Source organism: Thermaerobacter sp. PB12/4term (genome assembly GCF_003403315.2).
GTDB lineage: Bacteria > Bacillota > Sulfobacillia > Thermaerobacterales > Thermaerobacteraceae > Thermaerobacter.
Genome location: NZ_CP048407.1, coordinates 2,733,440 through 2,750,994 on the forward strand (window position 1 = coordinate 2,733,440; position 17,555 = coordinate 2,750,994).

The 17,555-nt window shown below is 68.7% G+C and carries 11 protein-coding genes, 5 tRNA genes and 1 pseudogene; all 17 read right to left on the reverse strand.

The features are described 5' to 3' along the window. Positions 1 to 34: 34 nt before the first annotated feature. The 17 genes and pseudogenes from rpoC to rlmB all read right to left on the reverse strand — a co-directional run bounded on the left by rpoC (position 35) and on the right by rlmB (position 17,530). Positions 35 to 3,817 carry a DNA-directed RNA polymerase subunit beta' gene (gene rpoC, locus DYI95_RS11520; protein ID WP_116899626.1) on the reverse strand — a complete coding sequence of 1,261 codons (3,783 nt, stop codon included), beginning with the start codon at positions 3,815 to 3,817 and terminating at the stop codon, positions 35 to 37. Between the two features lie 3 nt (positions 3,818 to 3,820). Further along, on the reverse strand, positions 3,821 to 7,534 hold the full coding sequence (gene rpoB, locus DYI95_RS11525; RefSeq protein ID WP_116899625.1) for a DNA-directed RNA polymerase subunit beta: 3,714 nt from the start codon (positions 7,532 to 7,534) through the stop codon (positions 3,821 to 3,823). A 634-nt stretch (positions 7,535 to 8,168) separates the two neighbouring features. Continuing rightward, the gene (rplL, locus tag DYI95_RS11530; RefSeq protein WP_006902824.1) at positions 8,169 to 8,552 is read right to left on the reverse strand and encodes a 50S ribosomal protein L7/L12; all 384 of its coding nucleotides are present in this window, start codon (positions 8,550 to 8,552) and stop codon (positions 8,169 to 8,171) included. A 78-nt stretch (positions 8,553 to 8,630) separates the two neighbouring features. Continuing rightward, a complete protein-coding gene (gene rplJ / locus DYI95_RS11535; protein ID WP_006902823.1) occupies positions 8,631 to 9,158 on the reverse strand; it encodes a 50S ribosomal protein L10 in 528 nt (175 codons plus the stop codon). A gap of 421 nt (positions 9,159 to 9,579) precedes the next feature. Further along, positions 9,580 to 10,281 carry a 50S ribosomal protein L1 gene (rplA, locus tag DYI95_RS11540; protein ID WP_116899624.1) on the reverse strand — a complete coding sequence of 234 codons (702 nt, stop codon included), beginning with the start codon at positions 10,279 to 10,281 and terminating at the stop codon, positions 9,580 to 9,582. A 95-nt stretch (positions 10,282 to 10,376) separates the two neighbouring features. Further along, positions 10,377 to 10,805 (reverse strand): 50S ribosomal protein L11, encoded by a 429-nt coding sequence (gene rplK / locus DYI95_RS11545; RefSeq protein ID WP_116899623.1) that lies wholly within the window; start codon positions 10,803 to 10,805, stop codon positions 10,377 to 10,379. Positions 10,806 to 10,945: 140 nt separating this feature from the next. After that, complete coding sequence (gene nusG / locus DYI95_RS11550; protein WP_040826565.1) at positions 10,946 to 11,452, reverse strand: transcription termination/antitermination protein NusG; 507 nt, start codon at positions 11,450 to 11,452, stop codon at positions 10,946 to 10,948. A gap of 947 nt (positions 11,453 to 12,399) precedes the next feature. After that, positions 12,400 to 12,615, reverse strand: coding sequence for a preprotein translocase subunit SecE (gene secE / locus DYI95_RS11555; RefSeq protein WP_243149766.1), 216 nt, complete (start codon positions 12,613 to 12,615; stop codon positions 12,400 to 12,402). A gap of 223 nt (positions 12,616 to 12,838) precedes the next feature. Next, a tRNA-Trp gene (locus DYI95_RS11560) sits at positions 12,839 to 12,916 on the reverse strand. A gap of 269 nt (positions 12,917 to 13,185) precedes the next feature. Continuing rightward, complete coding sequence (gene rpmG / locus DYI95_RS11565; RefSeq protein ID WP_006902818.1) at positions 13,186 to 13,335, reverse strand: 50S ribosomal protein L33; 150 nt, start codon at positions 13,333 to 13,335, stop codon at positions 13,186 to 13,188. Positions 13,336 to 13,574: 239 nt separating this feature from the next. Further along, positions 13,575 to 14,761 (reverse strand): annotated as a pseudogene (tuf, locus tag DYI95_RS11570) (elongation factor Tu). A gap of 270 nt (positions 14,762 to 15,031) precedes the next feature. Further along, a tRNA-Thr gene (locus DYI95_RS11575) sits at positions 15,032 to 15,104 on the reverse strand. A 37-nt stretch (positions 15,105 to 15,141) separates the two neighbouring features. Further along, positions 15,142 to 15,218: transfer RNA gene (locus DYI95_RS11580), tRNA-Met, on the reverse strand. A gap of 5 nt (positions 15,219 to 15,223) precedes the next feature. Next, positions 15,224 to 15,306 (reverse strand) — tRNA-Tyr (locus tag DYI95_RS11585). A 106-nt stretch (positions 15,307 to 15,412) separates the two neighbouring features. Then, positions 15,413 to 15,484 (reverse strand) — tRNA-Thr (locus tag DYI95_RS11590). A gap of 352 nt (positions 15,485 to 15,836) precedes the next feature. Continuing rightward, positions 15,837 to 16,520 (reverse strand): RNA polymerase sporulation sigma factor SigH, encoded by a 684-nt coding sequence (gene sigH, locus DYI95_RS11595; protein WP_371731877.1) that lies wholly within the window; start codon positions 16,518 to 16,520, stop codon positions 15,837 to 15,839. A 218-nt stretch (positions 16,521 to 16,738) separates the two neighbouring features. Next, positions 16,739 to 17,530 (reverse strand): 23S rRNA (guanosine(2251)-2'-O)-methyltransferase RlmB, encoded by a 792-nt coding sequence (gene rlmB / locus DYI95_RS11600; RefSeq protein WP_243149767.1) that lies wholly within the window; start codon positions 17,528 to 17,530, stop codon positions 16,739 to 16,741. Positions 17,531 to 17,555 lie beyond the last annotated feature (25 nt).

Here is a 17,555-nt window from a genome sequence, read left to right on the forward strand (position 1 = left end):
GCGGGCCTGCCCGCCCCACGACCGGCCCGCCGGGTCATTCCGCGGCGGGCTCGTCGCCGGCCACCCCGGCATCGCCGGCCTCCGGGCCTTCCCCGGCGCCGGGTTCCTCCGCCAGCGGGCCGTCGCACGCACCCGGACCGGCGGTGCCGGCAGCCTCCTCCAGCAGCGCGGCCCCGTCACTGCCCGCGGCCAGGGCCTGGGGGAGCACGTGCCCGTTGGCGGTGCCGTCCAGCGCCCCGTCGCCGGCGGCGGCCACCGCGCCGTCCTCGCCCAGGGCGCGGGCCGCCAGGGTCTCACTGCGGCGGGCCTGGGCCATGACCTCCCGCTCGGTCCTGCCTTCGACCAGGATCTGCATCCGGCGATAGCGGCTCATCCCGGTTCCGGCCGGGATCAGCTTGCCGATGATGACGTTCTCCTTGAGGCCCAGCAGGGGGTCGGTCTTCCCCTTGATGGCCGCCTCCGTCAGGACCCGGGTGGTTTCCTGGAAGGAGGCCGCGGAGAGGAAGGACTCCGTGGCCAGCGCCGCCTTGGTGATGCCGAGCAGCACCGGCCGGGCCGTGGCCGGCCGCGCTCCCTCGGGCAGCTGGGCGTTGGCCTCCTCCAGCTCAAAGACGTCGACCAGGCCGCCCGGCAAGAGGTCGGTGTCCCCGGCGTCCTCCACCTTCACCTTGCGCATCATCTGGCGGATGATGATCTCGATGTGCTTGTCGTTGATGTCCACGCCCTGCATGCGATAGACCTTCTGGACTTCCTGCAGCAGGTAGAGCTGGACGGCCTGCACGCCCCGCACCTTGAGGATGTCGTGGGGGTTGATAGGCCCCTCGGTCAGCACGTCGCCGGGTTCCACCCGGTCCCCGTCGCGGACCAGGAGGCGGGCACCGAAGGGCACGGTGTAGGCCTCCCAGGTGCCGTCGTCGCTGATGACCCGCACCTCGCGGCGCTGCTTGGTCTCAACTACCTTGACCGTGCCGCCGACCTCCGTCATCACCGCCTGGCCCTTGGGCTTGCGGGCCTCGAAGAGCTCCTCGACCCGCGGCAGGCCCTGGGTGATGTCCTCGCCGGCCACGCCGCCGGTGTGGAAGGTGCGCATGGTCAGCTGGGTGCCCGGCTCGCCGATGGACTGGGCGGCGATGGTCCCCACCGCCTCGCCGATGTTGACCATCTTGCCCGTCGCCAGGTCGCGCCCGTAGCAGCGGGCGCAGACGCCGTAGCGCGAGCGGCAGGCCAGGACCGAGCGGATCTCCACCTGCTCGATGCCGGCGTCCACGATGGCCTGGGCCCGGTCCTCGTCGATCTCCTCACCCGCAGGCACGATGACCTCGCCCGTCCCGGGGTGCACCACGTCGCGGACGGCGATGCGCCCCACGATGCGGTCCTGCAGGGATTCGATCACTTCCTCCCCGTCGCGGATCTCCGACACCGTGATGCCCTCGGTGGTGCCGCAGTCTTCCTCCCGGACGATGACGTCCTGGGACACGTCCACCAGGCGCCGGGTCAGGTAACCGGAGTCCGCCGTGCGCAGGGCCGTGTCGGCCAGGCCCTTGCGGGCGCCGTGGGTGGAGGTGAAGTACTCCAAGACCGTGAGGCCTTCCCGGAAGTTGGCCCGCACCGGCTGCTCGATGATCCGGCCCGAGGGGTCGGTCATCAGCCCGCGCATGCCGCCCAGCTGGGCGATCTGGGTCAGGTTGCCCCGGGCGCCGGAGATGGCCATCATGTAGACCGGGTTGAAGTAGTCCAGGACCTGGGTCAGCTCCTGGGTCACCTTGTCCTTCGTCCGGTTCCAGATGTCGATGATCTTCTGATAGCGCTCTTCGGCGCTGATCAGGCCCCGGCGGTACTGGCTCTCCACCTGCTCCACCTGGGCTTCGGCCTCGGCGATGTACTCGGCCTTGCGCTCGGGGATCTTCACGTCCCCGATGGCGATGGACGCCCCGGCCTGGGTGGCGAAGCGGAAGCCCAGTTCCTTGACGGCGTCCAGCATCTCCACCGTCTTGGCGTAACCCAGGCGCCGGAAGCTCTCGGCCACGATGTCGCCCAGCTTCTTCTTGTCGACCACCTCGTTGACGAACCGGAGTTCCACGGGCAGGGCCTCGTTGAAGATCACCCGGCCCACCGTGGTCTCCAGCAACCGCCGCCCCTGGGCCGTCTCCACCCGCGCCTTGATCCGGGCGTGGACCTCCACCTGCTTGAGCTGGTAGGCCAGCAGCACCTCATCGGCCGAGCTGAAGACCCGGCCCTCGCCCCGGGCGCCCTCCCGCTCCAGGGTCAGGTAGAAGGAACCCAGCACCATGTCCTGGGTGGGCGTCACCACGGGCTTGCCGTCCTTGGGGTTCAGCAGGTTGTGGATCGACATCATGAGGACCCGGGCCTCGGCCTGGGCCTCCGCCGACAGGGGCACGTGCACCGCCATCTGGTCGCCGTCGAAGTCGGCGTTGTACGCCGTGCAGACCAGCGGGTGGATCTGGATGGCGCGGCCCTCCACCAGCACCGGCTCGAAGGCCTGGATGCCCAGGCGGTGCAGGGTGGGCGCGCGGTTGAGCAGGACGGGGTGCTCCTTGATGACCTCCTCCAGGACGTCCCAGACCTCGTCCCGCACCCGCTCCACCATGCGCTTGGCGCTCTTGATGTTATGGGCGTAACCCAGCTGCACCAGCCGCTTCATGACGAAGGGCTTGAACAGCTCCAGCGCCATCTCCTTCGGCAAGCCGCACTGGTGCATCTTGAGCCGCGGGCCCACCACGATGACCGAGCGGCCCGAGTAGTCCACGCGCTTGCCCAGCAGGTTCTGGCGGAAGCGGCCCTGCTTGCCCTTGAGCATGTCGGACAGGGACTTGAGGGGCCGGTTACCCGGACCCGTGACCGGCCGGCCGCGCCGGCCGTTGTCGATCAGGGCGTCCACCGCCTCCTGCAGCATGCGCTTCTCGTTGCGGACGATGATGTCCGGCGCGCCCAGGTCCAGCAGCCGCTTGAGCCGGTTGTTGCGGTTGATCACCCGCCGGTAGAGGTCGTTGAGGTCGGAGGTGGCGAAGCGGCCGCCGTCCAGCTGGACCATGGGCCGCAGGTCGGGCGGGATGACCGGGATGGCCTCGAGGATCATCCAGGTCGGGTCGTTGCCCGACTTGCGGAAGGCTTCGACCACCTCCAGCCGCCGGACGGCCCGCAGGCGGCGCTGGCCGCTGGAGTTGCGGATCTCGGCCCGCAGCTCCTCGGCCAGTTCGTCCAGGTCGATGCGCTCCAGAAGCTCCTTGACCGCCTCGGCGCCCATGCCGGCGCGGAAGGCGTTGCCGTACTTCTCCCGGGCCTCCCGGTACTCCGTCTCCGTCAGCAGCTGCTTCTCCATCAGCGCCGTCTCGCCCGGGTCGATGACCACGTACGCGGCGAAGTAGAGCACCCGCTCCAGGGCCCGGGGCGACATGTCCAGAAGCAGGCCCAGCCGCGAGGGGATGCCCTTGAAGTACCAGATGTGGCAGACGGGCGCCGCCAGCTCGATGTGCCCCATGCGCTCGCGGCGGACCTTGGCCTGCGTCACCTCGACGCCGCAGCGGTCGCAGACGATGCCCTTGTAGCGGACGCGCTTGTACTTGCCGCAGTGGCACTCCCAGTCCTTGGTCGGGCCGAAGATGCGCTCGCAGAAGAGGCCGTCCCGCTCCGGCTTCAGGGTGCGGTAGTTGATGGTCTCGGGCTTCTTCACCTCGCCCTTGGACCACTCCCGGATCTTCTCGGGCGAGGCCAGGCTGATGCGGATGGCGTCAAAGTGGTTGACGTCCTGGGCAAGCCCGTCGCCGATGCGGTCCTGGAAGCTCTCGATGGTCTTCATGCCTCACTCGCCCCCTCCGCTGGCCCGCAGGTCGTCGTCGTCCTCGTCACCGGGCGCGCCCGCCTCGTCCTCCCCGTCGCCGGGTTCGTGCGCCGCGTCGTCGCCCACGTCAGCGAGGTCGAAGCCGGCATCCAGGTCGGTGTCGTCATAGGCGTCCGGGCTGTCCCCCCAGTCGCCCTCACCGGCCTCGTCGCCTTCCAGGCCTTCGTCGCCGGCCCCGTCATAATCGCCGTACCCGTCACCCTCGTCGTACGAACCGGCCTCGGCCGCCCGCCGGCCCGCCCGCACCCGGGCGCCGGCCCGGGCCAGCTCGCCCAGGTCCAGATCCAGCTCGCTGCCGGTGTCGGCGGCTTCCTCGTCCTCCCGCAACACGATCTCCCGGTTGTCCTCGCTCAGGATCTTCACGTCCAGACCCAGGCTCTGCATCTCCTTGATCAGGACCTTGAAGGACTCGGGCACGCCCGGCTCGGGCACGTTCTCGCCCTTGACGATGGCCTCGTACGTCTTCACACGGCCTACCACGTCGTCGGACTTGACGGTCAGCAGTTCCTGCAGGGTGTAGGCGGCGCCGTAGGCCTCGAGGGCCCACACCTCCATCTCGCCGAAGCGCTGGCCGCCGAACTGGGCCTTGCCGCCCAGGGGCTGCTGGGTGACCAGCGAGTACGGCCCGGTGGAGCGGGCGTGGATCTTGTCGTCCACCAGGTGGGCCAGCTTGAGCATGTACACGTAGCCCACCGTCACCTCGTTGTCGAAGGGCTCGCCGGTGCGGCCGTCATACAGCACGGTCTTGCCCGACTCGGGCAGGCCCGCCTTGCGCAGGAGCTCCCGGATGCTCTCCTCGTCCGTGCCGTCGAACACCGGGGTCGCCACCCACAGCCCCAGGGCCTTGGCCGCCCAGCCCAGGTGGCACTCCAGGATCTGGCCGATGTTCATGCGCGAGGGCACACCCAGAGGGTTAAGGACGATGTCGACCGGCGTGCCGTCGGGGAGGAAGGGCATGTCTTCCTCCGGCATGATGCGGGCGATGACGCCCTTGTTGCCGTGGCGGCCGGCCATCTTGTCGCCCTCGGAGATCTTGCGCTTCTGGGCCACGTAGACCTGGACCAGCTGGTTGACGCCCGGCGCCAGCTCGTCGCCGTTCTCGCGGGAGAACACCTTGACGTCGACGACGATGCCGCTCTCGCCGTGGGGCACCCGCAGGGAGGTATCCCGCACCTCCCGGGCCTTCTCGCCGAAGATGGCCCGCAACAGGCGCTCCTCCGCCGTCAACTCGGTCTCGCCCTTGGGCGTCACCTTGCCCACCAGGATGTCCCCTGCCCGGACCTCGGCCCCGATGCGGATGAGGCCGCGCTCGTCCAGGTCGCGCAGCTGGTCTTCGCCCACGTTGGGGATGTCGCGGGTGATCTCTTCCGGCCCCAGCTTGGTGTCGCGCGCCTCGCACTCGTACTCCTCGATGTGGATCGAGGTGAAGACGTCATCCTTGACCAGTCGCTCGCTGATCAGGATGGCATCCTCGTAGTTGTAGCCCTCCCAGGGCATGAAGGCCACCAGCACGTTGCGGCCCAGGGCCAGCTCGCCGTGGTCGGTGGAGGGGCCGTCGGCCAGGACGTCGCCCTTCTCCACCCGCTGGCCCTTGCGCACCAGCGGCCGCTGGTTGAAGCACGTGCCCTGGTTGGACCGCTCGAACTTCATCAGATGGTACGTGTCCCGCTGGCCGTCCTCGGTTTCGACCACGATCTCGCGGGCCGTCACCCGCCGCACGGTGCCCGCCCGGCGGGCGGTGATCACCACCCCCGAGTCCACGGCGGTGCGGTACTCGACGCCCGTGCCCACCAAGGGGGCCTCGGTCCGGATCAGGGGGACCGCCTGGCGCTGCATGTTGGCCCCCATCAGGGCGCGGTTGGCGTCGTCGTGCTCCAGGAACGGGATCAGCGCCGTCGCGATGGAGAACACCTGCTTGGGCGAGACGTCCATGTAGTCGATCTCTTCGGGCGCGGCCAGGCGCACCTCGTCGCGGAAGCGCACGGCCACCCGCTTCTCCTTGAAGTACCCGTTCTCATCCAGCTCGGCGTTGGCCTGGGCGATGACGCACTCGTCCTCCTCATCGGCCGTGAGGTAGACCACGTCGTCGGTCACCCGGCCCTTTTCCACCCGCCGGTAGGGCGTCTCGATGAAGCCGTACTCGTTCACCCGGGCATAGGTCGCCATGGCGCCGATCAAGCCGATGTTGGGACCTTCCGGCGTCTCGATGGGGCACATGCGCCCGTAGTGGGAGTGGTGCACGTCGCGCACGTCGAACCCGGCCCGCTCCCGGCTCAGGCCGCCGGGCCCCAGGGCCGACAGCCGGCGCTTGTGGGTGAGCTCGGAGAGCGGGTTCGTCTGGTCCATGAACTGGCTGAGCTGGCTGGAGCCGAAGAACTCCTTGACCGCCGCCACCACGGGCCGGATGTTGATCAGCGCCTGGGGCGTGATGGCGTCGGCGTCCTGGATGCTCATGCGCTCCTTGATGACCCGCTCCATCCGCGCCAGGCCGATGCGGAACTGGTTCTGCAGGAGCTCGCCCACCGAGCGCAGGCGGCGGTTGCCCAGATGGTCGATGTCGTCGGTGGTGCCGACGCCGGCAAACAGGCCGAAGGCGTAGTTGATGATGGCGGCGATGTCTTCCCGGGTCAGGGTACGGATCGTGGTGTCGGGCTGGCCGTTGCCCAGGACCACCACCTCGCGGTCCTCGGGGGTGCGCACCCGCACCCGGCGCACGCCGGCCGCCTGGATCCGCTGGGCCAGCTGGCGGTCGAACCGCTGGCCCGCCTCCACGATCCGCTCCCCCGTCTGGGGATCCACCACGTCTTCCGCGGCGTAAAGGCCGATGAGCCGCGCCCGCAGGTTGAGCTTCTTGTTCATCTTGTAGCGGCCCACGGCCGCCAGGTCGTAGCGCTTGGGGTCGAAGAACAGGTTGTCCAGAAGCTGGCGGGCGCTCTCGTCGGTGGGCGGTTCCCCGGGCCGCAGGCGCTTGTAGATCTCGATCAGGGCCTCGGCCTGGGAGTCGGTGTTGTCCTTGTCCAGGGTGGCCCGGACGTGTTCGGTATCGCCCAGCAGCTCCAGCAGCTCGGCATCGGTCTGGTAGCCCAGGGCCCGCAGCAGCACGGTGGCGGGCTGCTTCCGGGTGCGGTCGACCCGCACATACACCACGCCGCTGGCATCGGTTTCAAACTCCAGCCAGGCGCCGCGGTTGGGGATCACCGTGGCCGAATAGAGCGGGTTGCCGTTGGCGTCATAATCCACGCTGTAGTAGACGCCCGGCGAGCGGACCAGCTGGCTCACCACGACGCGCTCGGCGCCGTTGATCACGAAGGTGCCGTGCTCGGTCATCAGCGGGAAGTCTCCCATGAAGACCTCCTGCTCCTTGACCTCGCCCGTTTCCTTATTAATGAGGCGCACCCTCACCCGCATGGGCGCAGCGTAGGTGACGTCCCGGTCCTTGCACTCCTGGACGGAATACTTGGGCTCGCCCAGCGAATAGTCCACGAACTCCAGCACCAGGTTGCCCGTGAAGTCCTGAATGGGCGAGATGTCCTGGAAGGTCTCCTTCAGGCCTTCGTTGAGGAACCACCGGTAGGAGTTCAGCTGCACCTCGATCAGGTTGGGCAGGTCCAGGACTTCGTGGATGCGCCCGAAGCTCAGCCGCTCGCGCTTCCCGCTCTTGACCACGTGCGGCATGCCTTCACACCCCTTCGGCAGAGGATCCGCCATCGTTGCGCCCTTCCGCCCCTGCCACCCGGCACGGCAGGGCCAGCCGCTCTCCGGCGGCCCGGAGCGGCGCCGCCGGTTCGACCACCACCCGGCCCCGGCAACGCCCGGGCCGGTCCCTTCCCTGCGGTCACCTCCGGTTCATACCCTTTAAACAGGCGGCCCATCCCCAGAGGGATCAAGGCGGCAAGCAATTCGCCACAAGCATGGAGTCCACTTGCAGGAACTATGCGTCCCGGTGCCGAACCACCAGGCAAAGGATGGCGGCACCATGGTCGTGCGGGCTCCGGGAACCGTCCCGGGGTCGGTGGGTCTTTTGTGCATGGTCACCTGCCACTGACGGAAACCAATAACAGTGGCAAGGTATAATGCTAGCGCAAGGCCATACCCCTGTCAATGCCGCCAGCCTGTCCCACGGTTTCCCGCAGCAGCAAAAGGGTAAGGCCCATCCGGTTGGGGTGGGCTTCTTTGTTGGCGGCGTGTTGGCGGCACCCCGCCGGCAGCCTGCGGGCCAGCATGCGGGCCTGCAAAGGACAAGGCGCCGGTGCCGCCCCGCAGGACCGCACCGGCGCCGCAGCCCAGCGTCTCGCCGCAGCCCAGCGTCTTACTGGATCTCCACCGTGGCGCCCACTTCGGCCAGCTTGGCCTTGATCTGCTCCGCCTCTTCCTTGGAGGCGCCCTCCTTGATCGGCTTGGGCGCGTTGTCCACCAGGTCCTTGGCTTCCTTCAGGCCGAGACCCGTCAGCTCGCGCACGACCTTGATGACCTGGATCTTGTTGGCGCCCACGTCCTTGAGGATGACGTTGAACTCCGTCTTCTCCTCCTCGGCCGCCGGAGCCGCGGCGCCCGCCGCGGCCGCGGGCGCGGCCACCGCCACCGGAGCCGCCGCGGAGACGCCGAACTCCTCCTCGAACTTCTTGACCAGCTCCGCCAGCTCCAGGACGGTCATACCCTTCACGATGTCCAGCACTTCCTGCACCTTGGACACCGCAATCCCTCCTCGTGGGGTCATGTTGGGGTGGCCGGAATTCCGTCCGGCTACCGGTCTTGAGCGGGGCGCGGCGGCTCAGGCCTGCGCCTCCCGCTGGCGCCGCAGCGCGTCGACGGCGTAGACGAAGGACCGCAGAGTGGCCGCCAGGACGCCGGCCAGGCCGTACAGGGGCGCCTGCATGCCGCCCATGACCTTGGCCAGCAACTCCTCCCGGGAGGGCAGGTCGGCCAGCTGCTGGACCTCCTTGACACCGATGATCCGGCCGTCCAGGAGGCCGCCCTTGATCTGCAGCTGGTTGTACTCCCGGGCAAAGCGCGAAAGCTCCTTGGCCGCCACCACCGGATCGTCGAAGCCGAAGGCCAGGGCCGTGGGCCCCTCCAGCAAGGGATCCAGGCCCTCGATGCCTGCCTTCTCCGCCGCCCGGCGGATCAGGGTGTTCTTGATGACCCGGTACTCCACGCCCTGGGCGCGCAGGCGCCGGCGCAGCTCCGTGGTCGCGGCCACGTTCAGCCCGCGGAAATCCGTAAGGATCACGCCCTGGGCACGCTGCAACTTGCCTGCCAGGTCTTCCACCAGCGCTTCCTTCTGGGCCCTGTTGAGCAAGGTGTCACCCCCTTCCGGGCCGGACCGCCCGGTGCCGGGGAACAAGAAACCCCGGCGGCTCCCGCCGGGGTACGGTTGCAGCACTGGTTCGAGTCAGGACCGGGCGGGTCGAACCCGTCCCCGCGGTACGAGGCCGCGGCCACCGGGCACGGCGCCCCGCCGCGGTCGCCCGCCGGCCGCACGGCCGGCAGCAGGCATGACCGGAAGTGACCGGGGCGCCTCCATCGTCCGATGGGGCCTGTCCTGACCGGCTGTCACCGTTACCTCGGCAGGCGGGCCCGGACGGCCCTTTAAGCACAAGCACCTGCTGTCTCCGGTAACGCTTTGCGGCGCACGGGCCTGGCGGCCCGCCCGCCGTGCTCACCGTGAAGAAAAGAAACCAGAACTTCGGCCCCAGAGCAAGCCCTCGGGCCGAAAGATGTCAGGCCACCTGCCCGACGGCCGTCGGGCGGATCCGGATGCCCGGACCCATGGTGGACGACACCGTGACCGAGCGGATGTACTGGCCCTTCGCTGCCGCGGGGCGGGCCCGCACCACGGCCTCGATCAGGGCATCCAGGTTCTCCTTGAGCTGCTCGACGGTGAAGGACACCTTGCCGATGGGGACGTGGACGTTGCCCGCCTTGTCGGTGCGGAACTCCACCTTACCGGCCTTGAACTCCCGCACCGCGTCGGCCACCTCGAAGGTCACGGTCCCCGTCTTGGGGTTGGGCATCAGCCCGCGCGGGCCCAGGATGCGGCCCAAACGCCCCACCACGCCCATCATGTCGGGGGTGGCGATGGCCACGTCGAAGTCCAGCCAGCCCTGCTGGATGCGCTCGGCCAGCTCTTCCGCCCCCACCACGTCAGCGCCGGCCGCCTCGGCTGCCTTGGCCGGCTCGCCCTTGGCAAAGACCAGCACCCGCACGGTCCGGCCGGTACCGTGGGGCAGGGTGACGGTGCCGCGCACCACCTGGTCCGCGTGGCGCGGATCCACGCCCAGGCGCAGGGCCACCTCCACCGTCTCGTCAAAGCGGGCCGAGGCCAGTTCCTTCACCTTGGCCAGGGCCTCTTCGGGCTCGTAGAGGCGCTGGCGGTCCACCTGGGCTGCCGCACCCCGATACCGCTTGCCGTGCTTCGGCATGGAAGATCCACCTCCGTGGTCCGGACGACGGCCTTGCAGCCGTCTCCCACAGGTGATTCATGGAACAGGCCGATCAGGCTCGGGTTAGGCCCGCGTCAGGCTTCGACCACTTCGATGCCCATGCTGCGGGCGGTGCCCTCGATCAGCCGCATGGCGGCTTCCACGTCCGCCGCGTTCAGATCGGGCATCTTGAGCTCCGCGATCTCCCGGATCTGCTTCCGGGTGACGCGGCCGACCTTGTTCTTGTTGGGCGTGCCAGACCCCTTTTCGACGCCCGCCGCCCGGGCCAGCAGGATGGAGGCCGGGGGCGTCTTGGTGATGAAGGTAAAGGACCGGTCCTGGTAGACCGTAATCTCCACGGGGATGATCAAGCCCACCTGGTCCTTGGTGCGCTCGTTGAACTCCTTGGTGAAGGCCATGATGTTGACGCCATGCTGGCCCAAGGCCGGACCGACCGGCGGCGCCGGTGTGGCCTTGCCGGCCGGAATCTGCAGCTTGATCTTGCCGATGACCTTCTTGGCCACGTCGCCTCTCCTCCCGCTCCCGCAGCGTCCCGCCCGCCGGCCGCGGGTCCCGCGGCCGGCGCCTGCACCAGGGCCCGGCCCACCGAACCGCACGGAAGCCGCCGGCCGGCACCGGGCGGGCGGCCACGGTCACTGCACCATTAAAGCTTCTCGACCTGGGTGAAGTCCAGCTCCACCGGAGTTTCCCGGCCGAACATGGAGACCAGGACCCGCAGCTTGCCCTTTTGGTGGTCGATGGTCTCCACCTGGCCGATGAAGCCCTCGAAGGGCCCGTCTGCCACCTTGACGGACTCGCCCACCTCGAACCGGATGAGCGGCCGCGGTTCGTCGACGCCCATCTGCCGGCGGATCTGCTCAACCTCCGAGGGCAGCAGGGGCGTGGGCTTGCTCCCGGCCCCCACGAAGCCCGTAACCCCCGGCGTGTTGCGCACCACATACCAGGAGTCGTCGGTCATGATCATGTCGACCAGCACGTAGCCCGGGAAGACCTTGCGCTGCACGGTACGCCGCTTGCCGTCTTTGACCTCGATGGCCTCCTCGGTGGGAACAAGGACCTCGAAGATCTTGTCCTGCATGCCCATGGTGCGCACGCGCTTCTCGATGTTCGCCTTGACCTTGTTCTCGTATCCCGAGTAGGTGTGGATCACGTACCATTGCCGGCGGGGGTCCCTCGGGGTCGCCGGCTGGCCCGGGCTCCCCGGGGCCGTTTCCCGGTCGCCCGCCTCGGGGCCGTCACCCGCGGCGGCCCCTGCCGCTCCATCGCCGCGGCCTGCCGCGCCAGGCCCGTCCAGCTCCCCGCCGGTCCCCGGTTCGTCGGATAGGAATTCTTCCGCATGCCGCTCTCGCACCATGGTCGCGGGTTCCCGAGGAACCCGTCACCCCCTTCGCCTTGTGCCGGTACCGCCTGCCGCGCCTGCCCTGATCCCCCGGCTCTCCGGTACCCTTGCCCGGTCAGCCGCGCCCGCCCAGCCGCCGGTTCGCCCGGCGGTGCCGCCCTGGTTCAGGCGCCTGTAGCCGGCCGGGCTTGCTGCGGGCTCGGGCTGGCCGCCGGCGACGGCAGCAGGAATGGCTGCAGCGGAACCAGCCCGCCCCCTTACCACTTCGCCGGGCATATCGCATTGGCCGGCCCTTTCGCAACAAAGGCGGCGCCGCGTCGGCAGCGGCTGAGCCGTGAAGGCTTGCCCGGTCAAGCCAGGAAGGGGCGCCGGCGCACCGGCACCCACCGGCCGCACCGGCACCTACCGGCCCAGGCCCCGTGGCGCCGTGGACGCCCCGTGGCACGGTGGACCGGGCAATCCACCCGGCCGGGGCACGGGGCTTTCCGGCAGGCTGCCCGCGCAGCGCGCCCATGCTGGCCAGCCGGTGTGCCCATGCGGCCCATGGGGCCAGCCCCCGCACCCGCGGCCGGTAGCCGTACAGCCGTCCCCTGTAGGACCGGGCAGCCTGTGCGGCCGGGCGCACCAGGATCCGGCAGATCCGGCCAGGCCGGGGTACCGCCCCGGCGATCAGCGACGGACGAGCCGGGATGGTTCGCCCGGAGTCGACCCAGGATGGATCAACCCCGGGATCCACCCGGCATGGGTCAATCCCTGGATCAACCCGGCAAAACCAGCTGGATGACCTGCCGGATAACGAAATCCACAACCCAGATCAGGGCTGCCAGAAAGGCGACGGTGCCCAGCACCACCGCCGTGTAGGTCACGGTCTGCTGGCGGTTGGGCCAAACCACCCGGCGCAGCTCGGCTACGGTCTGGCGGAAGAACCGGGCGACCCTCTCCCCCGCCCCGCGCACAGATACCCGCCTGCCCATCGCTGCATCCCTTCCTGCCGTCCCGGCCGGCCGGCTGCCCGTCGCCGGCGGGGCGGCCGATCCGCGCTGCCGCGCCATGGCACCGTCACCTCACAAGGGCAAAAAAAGAAAGCCCTGACCATGATAAGTTTTGCAATCCACGTCCCCAGCCCACGCGCCTGTTCCTCCGCTGCGCGCAACAGCACCACAGGCACAGGGCGACATTGGGAAGGGGATAGAAAGATGGCAGGCCCGGAGGGATTCGAACCCCCAACCTGCGGATTTGGAGTCCGCCGCTCTAACCAGTTCGAGCTACGGGCCTGCGAATACGGCGCAAACTACGACCACAGCCCGGAACAGAAACCCGGAGCGCTTTGATTATACCTGCCCCCTGCACGGCGGTCAATCGCCGGCACCACGGCAAGGGGCTGGGGGGCCCTGTCATGCGGCCGGGACGTCTCCGGGAAGGGTGGGGTTCATCCGGCGGCACCGGGTCGGGGCCTGGCGCTGGCGTCACCGGCCTCGGGCACAGGCCGCCTGCCGCCAAGCTCCCGCTCCGGCGCTTCCGGACCTCGCCCCCACCGTCAAGGGTTAACGGGTCTCGCGGTGAACGGTGTGACGGCCGCACCACTTGCAGTACTTGCGCAGCTCCAGCCGCGAGGTGTGGGTGCGCTTGTTCTTGGTGGTGGCGTAGTTCCGCCGCTTGCACTCGCTGCATTCCAGGTTGATGACGACGCGCATGGCTCATTCCTCCACGGCCGCCCGCCCGGACCCGCCCCGCCCTGCCTTCACCGCGAGGATGCGATGACGGTGCACTGCACCAGGGAGGACAGGTACCGGTGCGGCCGGCAGGCTGAAAGAGCAGCGGGGCAGGCGGCCCTGCCGTTTGCCCCACTGAATGTAGCACGGGGCAGGACGCCTGTCAAAGACGGCCTGCCCCGTTCGCCGCCGGATGGCCTTGCCTGCTCGCCGGCAGCGACTTACTCCAGGATCTTGGTGACGACGCCGGCGCCCACGGTGCGGCCGCCCTCGCGGATGGCGAACCGCAGCCCTTCCTCGATGGCGATGGGGGTGATCAGTTCCACCGTCATCTCGATGTTGTCCCCGGGCATGCACATCTCCACGCCCTCGGGCAGCTTGATCTCCCCCGTCACGTCCGTCGTCCGGAAGTAGAACTGCGGCCGGTACCCGTTGAAGAACGGCGTGTGCCGCCCGCCCTCTTCCTTCTTCAGCACGTACACGTTCCCCATGAACTTCTTGTGCGGGTTGATCGTCCCCGGCTTGGCCAGCACCTGGCCCCGTTCCACCTCGTCCTTGTCGATCCCCCGCAGCAGGCACCCGATGTTGTCCCCGCCACCGCCTCGTCCAGCACCTTCCGGAACATCTCCACGCCCGTCACGACCGTCTTCCGCGGCTTGTCGGTGAAGCCCACCAGCTCCACCTCGTCGCCCACCTTCACCCGGCCCCGCTCCACGCGGCCCGTCGCCACCGTGCCACGGCCCGTGATGGAGAACACGTCCTCCACCGGCATCAGGAACGGCTTATCCACGTCCCGCTGCGGCGTCGGAACGTACGTGTCCACCGCCTTCATCAGCTCCAAAATCGCCTGCTCCGCCTCCGCATCCCCTTCCAGCGCCTTCAGCGCCGACCCCTTGATCACCGGCACCTCATCGCCCAGAAAGTCATACTGGCTCAGAAGCTCCCGCACTTCCAGCTCCACTAGCTCCAAAAGCTCCGGATCATCCACCATGTCCACCTTGTTCAAAAACACCACGATGTACGGCACGCCCACCTGCCGCGCCAGCAAGATGTGCTCCCGCGTCTGCGGCATCGGCCCGTCCGCCGCCGACACCACCAGAATCGCGCCGTCCATCTGCGCCGCGCCCGTGATCATGTTCTTCACGTAGTCCGCGTGCCCCGGACAGTCCACGTGCGCGTAGTGCCGGTTCTCCGTCTCGTACTCCACGTGCGACACCGAAATCGTGATCCCGCGTTCCTTCTCCTCCGGCGCCTTGTCAATCTGGTCGTAGGCCACAAACTGCGCCTTCCCCTGCTTCGCCAGCACCTTCGTGATCGCCGCCGTCAGCGTCGTCTTCCCGTGGTCCACGTGCCCGATGGTCCCCACGTTCACGTGCGGCTTCGTCCGCTCGAACTTGGCCTTGGCCATGGGGCCACACCCTCCCGATCTGCACGGAGATTGCAGGCATTCGCCCAAAATAAGCGGCTCTATTGTACTGAACTGGATGGGGTGGGACAAGCGGACGGCAGAGGAGGAAATGGCCAGCCGGCCGGGCCCGGACGAGCCCCCGCCCCCGGGTCCCTGGCCGACGGGGGCTTCCCGCACCGCCCACCGCTGGCGCCCGCCCTTCAGGATGCCCCGCCGCGGGAAAAACGGCGTGGCCCCCGCGCCGCGGCGGGGGCCATCACAACTCCCTTGAGCTGCCGGGCGGAATCGAACCGCCGACACCAGCCTTACCATGGCTGTGCTCTACCGACTGAGCTACGGCAGCCCGGGGCCGCTTCACAGGCCCACAGATACAAATCAAATGGTTGCGGGGGTGGGATTTGAACCCACGACCTCCGGGTTATGAGCCCGACGAGCTACCTGGCTGCTCTACCCCGCGTCGTGTGGAGAGGGCTGGATTCGAACCAGCGAAGGCGTAAGCCAGCAGATTTACAGTCTGCCCCGTTTGGCCGCTTCGGTACCTCTCCATGCCTGCGCTCGTCCCGTCGCGGCCGTCCCACCGGGCGACCGCTCGGCCGAACGCCGATTTTCATTATATCAGGCCTGTCAAGCGACCCCGGGGAAGGCGATCGGAGCTGGCGGACGGATTCGAACCGACAACCTGCCGCTTACAAGGCGGCTGCTCTACCGTTGAGCTACGCCAGCACGGATCCAACCGCAAGACCGATGATACCACGGGAGCCGCACCCTCGCAACTGGCTCCCGGGGCTCTCCGCCGTCCGGGCAGCAGCGCCCGCCCGGGAAGTTCCCGGATCCAGGCCGGCGACCCATGCGGCGAGACCACAGGGGCCTCCCTTCGGCTGCGCCGCCGCGCTCCCGGCCGTGCTCCCGATGCCGGACCGCATCCGCACCCGCCCTGGCGGAGTCCAGCCGCACCGGCGCCGGCGCGCTCCCGGCGCGCACCCGCGCCCCGACCCGGGCCCCTGCCCGCGTGGCTTCCTTGCGCGCCCCGACCGGTCCCCGCCCGGTTGCCCCGCCTGTGCAGCCGGCCCGGGCTTCAAGCCCGGGCCGGCTGGTCCAGCTGCTGATTGCGCGATTCGATATAGCGCTCCAGCTTCCGCTTGACCCGCTGGAGGGCGTTATCGATGGACTTGACGTGCCGGTTGAGCTCATCGGCAATCTCCTGATACGATTTGCCATCCAGGTAGGCGATGAGCACGCGCCACTCCAGCTCGCTCAGGATTTCGCCCATCTTCTGCTCGATGTCGCCAAACTCTTCCCGGCTGATGAACAGCTCCTCCGGATCCGTCACCCGCGAGCCAGAGATGATATCCAGCAAGGTTCGGTCCGAATCCTCGTCATAGATGGGTTTATTGAGCGATACATAAGAATTCAAGGGAATATGCTTCTGGCGCGTGGCCGTTTTGATGGCCGTAATGATCTGGCGCGTAATGCAAAGCTCAGCAAAGGCCCTGAAGGACGACAGCTTATCGCTGCGAAAATCACGGATGGCCTTGTAAAGCCCAATCATGCCCTCCTGGATGATGTCTTCCCGGTCGGCGCCCACCAGAAAATAGGAGCGCGCTTTGGAGCGGACGAAATTCTTGTACTTTCCGATGAGGTATTCCAGCGCCTCCGGGTTTCCCTGCCGGGCGATTTCGACGATTTCTTCATCTTCCATCCGGTCCAGATCCCGATCTACCAGTGAAGACGCATGCGCCTGGGCGTTCACCGTCTCCATCGCCTCCGTCAGACAGGGTCACGGCGGCTAGCGGGGTCCGCGCGCGACGAGGGTTTACCGTGAGGGCGGGTACCCGACAACCGGTTTTGCTCCCATGATATGCGCGAAGTTGCGGAAATACCGACCGGTGATGGCGCCTACGGGACGGAAAGCTTCCTGGTCGGAATCTACATGTGGACAAATCGCAAGGCCATTATACTGGCGTGCTTCGACAAGCGTCAAGGATGCGGGTGGGTCCCGCTTCCCCCTGCCGGACCGCTGCCGCCGGTTCCGCCGGGAGCCGCGCCGCGCTGCCGGCGCTGGCGCGCCGCCTCGAATAGCAGGATGCCCGCGGCCACCGATACGTTGAGGGACGCCACCTTCCCGGCCATGGGGATGAAGACCCGGCCGTCGCACTGGCGGAGCAGCAGCGGGGGGATGCCCCGGCCCTCGCTGCCCAGGACCAGCGCCGTGGGCTGGGTCCAGTCCCACTGGTCATAGGGCTGGGCCCCTCCCGGGTCGGCCGCCACCACCCAGACCCCTTGTTCTTTGAACCGGCGGACCACCTGATTGAGGTTGGCCACCTGGGCAACCGCCAGGTGCACCAGAGCACCGGCAGAGCTCTTGAACGCCGTGGGCCCCAGCGGCGCGCTGCGATGGACCGGGACCACCGCGCCGTGGGCCCCCGCCGCCTCCGCCGAGCGGAAGACGGCACCCAGATTGTGCGGGTCCTGGATCCCGGCGCAGATCACCAGCAAAGGAGGCTCCCGCCGCCGGGCGGCCACCTCCAGCAGATCCAGTGGGTCCGGTTGCGGCAAGGGGGCCGCCAGGGCGATGACCCCCTGGTGCCCCTCGGTCTGGGCGCGCCGCTGCAGTTCCGCCAGATCGATCTCCGTGACCCGTACGCCCCGGCGGCGGGCCAGCGCCTCCAGCTCCGCCAGGGCCGAGCCCCGCCGCCCGGCGGCCACCCAGACGTGCCGGACGGGATGGCCGCTGCGCAGGAGCTCCAGCACCGGCTGCCGCCCTTCCACCTGGAGGAACCCGGCCCCGCCGGGG